This window comes from Actinomadura sp. KC345, from assembly GCF_004348515.1.
Classification (GTDB): Bacteria; Actinomycetota; Actinomycetes; order Streptosporangiales; family Streptosporangiaceae; genus Spirillospora.
Genome location: NZ_SMKH01000493.1, coordinates 1 through 3,248, shown reverse-complemented (window position 1 = coordinate 3,248; position 3,248 = coordinate 1). Strand labels below are relative to the sequence as shown.

At 68.8% G+C, this 3,248-nt stretch carries 4 protein-coding genes and 1 pseudogene; 3 read left to right on the top strand and 2 right to left on the bottom strand.

Annotation, left to right across the window (positions count from 1 at the left end):
- Nucleotides 1-576, top strand: a pseudogene (locus E1281_RS40960) (hypothetical protein); the annotation flags it as partial.
- Between the two features lie 232 nt (nucleotides 577-808).
- Here E1281_RS40960 and E1281_RS38740 read toward each other — a convergent pair.
- Together E1281_RS38740 and E1281_RS38735 are read right to left on the bottom strand one after the other, a co-directional pair.
- Entirely contained in the window at nucleotides 809-1,063 is a 255-nt protein-coding gene (locus E1281_RS38740; RefSeq protein ID WP_131884667.1) for a DUF397 domain-containing protein, read from the bottom strand.
- Nucleotides 1,060-1,881: a helix-turn-helix transcriptional regulator gene (locus E1281_RS38735; protein ID WP_131884668.1), complete on the bottom strand. Its 822-nt coding sequence runs from the start codon at nucleotides 1,879-1,881 to the stop codon at nucleotides 1,060-1,062. Before E1281_RS38735 ends, E1281_RS38740 begins: the two co-directional genes overlap by 4 nt.
- Nucleotides 1,882-2,152: 271 nt before the next feature.
- Here E1281_RS38735 and E1281_RS38730 point away from each other — a divergent pair, with 271 nt between their 5' ends.
- Together E1281_RS38730 and E1281_RS38725 are read left to right on the top strand one after the other, a co-directional pair.
- A complete protein-coding gene (locus E1281_RS38730) occupies nucleotides 2,153-2,767 on the top strand; it encodes an ATP-binding protein (RefSeq protein WP_131884666.1) in 615 nt (204 codons plus the stop codon).
- Between the two features lie 170 nt (nucleotides 2,768-2,937).
- On the top strand, nucleotides 2,938-3,248 hold a 311-nt coding region (locus E1281_RS38725; protein ID WP_131884665.1), incomplete at its 3' end, for an STAS domain-containing protein.

Sequence of the window (3,248 nt, the reverse complement as noted above, 5' to 3'; positions counted from 1 at the left end):
GGGTATAAGAGCCAGGGCGCGCCGGCCGGTCCCGAGGCCGCCGACGGACCCGGCGGCGAGGCCCAGGGCTCGGGGAACGACCCGCAGCGCCAGCAGCCGAGGGACCAGCGGAGCCAGAAGCCCGGGAGCCGGAACCCGTCCCAGAAACCCGGCACGCCGCAGCGGCCGGGACAGCCGTCACCGACGAAGGGCGGCGGCGGAGGCGGAGACGGCGGGGGTGGAGGAGGCGGCTCCGGTTCCGGCCAGGAGCCGGCCAACAAGTACAGCCCGCAGCAGGTGTGCAACAGCGGCGGCCATGGAGGCGGCTACTACGTGCAGCGGTCCCTGAGCGTCTCTGGCGGCATCGCCTACCTGCTCTACAACAGCTCCACCTACAACTGCGCCGTCACGCTCAAGACCACGAACGTGGGCGAGAAGTCGTCCGTGTCTGTGTGGATCCAGAAGCAGGGCGGCAGCACGATCACCGACAGCGGGCAGTTCGCCTGGTACGCGGGGCCGGTGTACGTGAAGGCTCCTGGCACGTGCGTCCGGTTCGGCGGCAATGGCCGGTCCGCCCCGTACGGCAACTGCGGCTGAACTCCGGCCCCTCGGCGGAAAAGAAGAAGGCCACCCTCGCGCCGGGGTGGCCTCTGCTTTCGTGTCGGATGCTTTCCTGGCGGGTGCCTTCGTGGCGGACGGGTCGACGTTCGGTTTCACCGGAGCCGACCCGCCGCGATCCGATTGGCCGCCGGAACTCGCGCCTGAATGCGGGACTTCGTCAGCCCCGCGGCGGCGGGTCGGTGGCGGTTGATTGGCGGTTTCTCAGGGGTCAGTTGCGGGAGGCGATGAGGTGGTCGAAGTCGCCGTCCTTGGCTCCAAGGATGAGCGCCTCGATCTCGGGGCGGGTGTAGATGAGCGCGGGGCCGTCGGGGTGACGGGAGTTGCGCATCGCGATCCGCCCGCCCGGCAGTTCGGCGATTTCGACGCAGTTCCCCTGGGAGTTGCTTCGCCGGGACTTCAGCCACCGCGCCCCTTGGAGGTTGGCGGCCGGCATCCCGTTGTCGTAGTAGTTCGTGAGCATCATGTCTCTCTGAGAAAATCACCGAGAAGCTCGACGGTGCGCTCCGGAGTCGCGCTGTCGACGCACAGGCGTTCCATCGCCTGCAGATAGGTGTCGACGTCGTCTCGCTTGTCCAGGTACATCGCGCCGGTGAGGTTCTCTACGTAAACCACGTCCGGCAGGTCCTGCTCGGGAAAGCGCAGGATCGTGAACGCGCCCCCCTCGGCGGCGTGGCCACCGAACCTGAACGGCATGATCTGGATGGTGACGTTCGGCAGCTTGGACATCTTGATGAGGTGCTCGAACTGGCCCCTCATCACCTCCGGTCCGCCGATGGGACGCTTCAGCGCTCCCTCGTCCACCACCGCCCACAGGCGCGGAGCTTCCGGGCCCGTGAGACGTTCCTGCCGTTGCATGCGCAGTTCCACGCGTTGATCGATCTCGTGTTCGGCGGCTCCGGCGTTGCCCAGGCGGATCACCGCACGCGCATACCCCTCCGACTGCAGCAGCCCCGGGACGAACTGCAGTTCATATGTGCGGAGCAACGCCGCCGACTCCTCCAGGCCGACGTAGGTCTGGAACCAGCCGGGCAGCACGTCGCTGTACCGGTGCCACCAGCCGGGGGTGTTGGCCTCCCTCGCGAGCTGCAGCAGCGCCTCGCGCTCATCCTTGTCGCTGACGCCGTACAACGAGAGCAGGTCGTCCACGTCTCGTTCTTTGAAGCTGACCCGTCCGAGTTCCAGACGGCTGATCTTCGACTCCGACGCGCGGATGACGTAGCCGGCGTCCTGACGGGTCACGCCCTTCTGCTCGCGCAGACGGCGAAGCTGCGACCCGAGCAGGATCCGACGAACCGTCGACCCGCTTCCCGGCGTCTCTGGAGTCACGCCCAACCTCCCGGCTATTCGGCGGACAGCGAACCTAGTGTGCCACTGGCCTCAGTGTCCTGCGGTTACCTCCGTTCAGCTCGCGCGCATCCGCGTCGCACCACACCCTCACACGCGGATGCACGTGCATTGGGCCTTGCATTCGCACGCTACGATGCGCAGGATAACGCACGAGACTTCCGAGCCACGGCTGCACAACGAGATCACTCTGCGGGGTCCGGTTGGAATGACGTCACGCCACGCGCACGACGACACGAGGTGGGAACTCGGCCCCGTCGTGGGGCCGGCCGACCCGCACGACCATGCCGGTTGCTCAACGCCCGTCCCGGAGTCGTCAGACCTGCCCGCGCGCCTGGACGCGGCCGTGACGGCCCTGACCGAACTGCGGGGCCCCACGTTCTCGTTCACGGTCGAGCCCGATCCGGAGTCGGTCACCGAGGCCCGCCACTTCGCGGTCTCCCGGCTGGCCGAATGGGGCGTGGCCGAACTCACCGACGACGTCGGGCTGGTCGTCTCCGAACTCGTCACGAACGCACTGCGGCACAGCGGGGGGACGTCCCGCGGCCGGCCGGGCGGCGTGCACCGCGCGGGCGTGTACGACGACCCGGCCGACCCGCTGGGCTCCGCGCCGTCGGCCATCAGGCTGCGGCTCGCCTTCCAGGCCCCCTGGCTGCTCTGCGGGATCCTGGACGCGAGCCCGGCCGCGCCGCGCCGCAAGGAACCCGACTACATCGCCGAGACGGGACGCGGCCTGCACCTCGTGGAGTCGTTCAGCGTCCGGTGGGGATGGCGGGCCATCCCGCGGGGCAAGGTGGTGTGGGCGCTGTTCCGGTCCCCGTGACGGGGGTCGCACGGGGCCTACGGGTCCCGCCCTGCGGGCGTAACGACCTGCCGCAGGGGTAACTAACGAGTTCCCACTAGTCTCGTCGAACGAGCGGCACAAGAGCGCAGCAAGGCAAGGCAGCACGGGCCGCCGGCACGGGCGGGGCGGGTCGGCAGAGAGGAGCACCGGTGGACTTCGCCGTCGAGCATCGGGTCGAAAAGGGCCTCACGGTCGTGAAGATCAGCGGTGAGATCGACGTCTTCACCAGCCCCCGGCTGCGGGAGGCACTGCTCGACATCATCGAGAACGGCGGCGCGCACCTGGTCATCGACCTCGGCGAGGTCACGTTCCTGGACTCCACGGGCCTCGGCGTCCTGGTCGGCATCTACCACCGGCTCCGCGCGCGGGACGGCTCGATGTCGTTCATGGGCGTCAACGACCGGGTGCGCCGCGTCTTCCACGTCACCCAGCTCACCAAGATCTTCGTCCTCCACCATTC

Excerpts from the sequence above, each read along its gene's own strand:
- E1281_RS38740 (WP_131884667.1), bottom strand. The coding sequence starts at position 1,063 with ATGATGCTCACGAACTACTACGACAACGGGATGCCGGCCGCCAACCTC.
- E1281_RS38730 (WP_131884666.1), top strand. The coding sequence starts at position 2,153 with ATGACGTCACGCCACGCGCACGACGACACGAGGTGGGAACTCGGCCCC.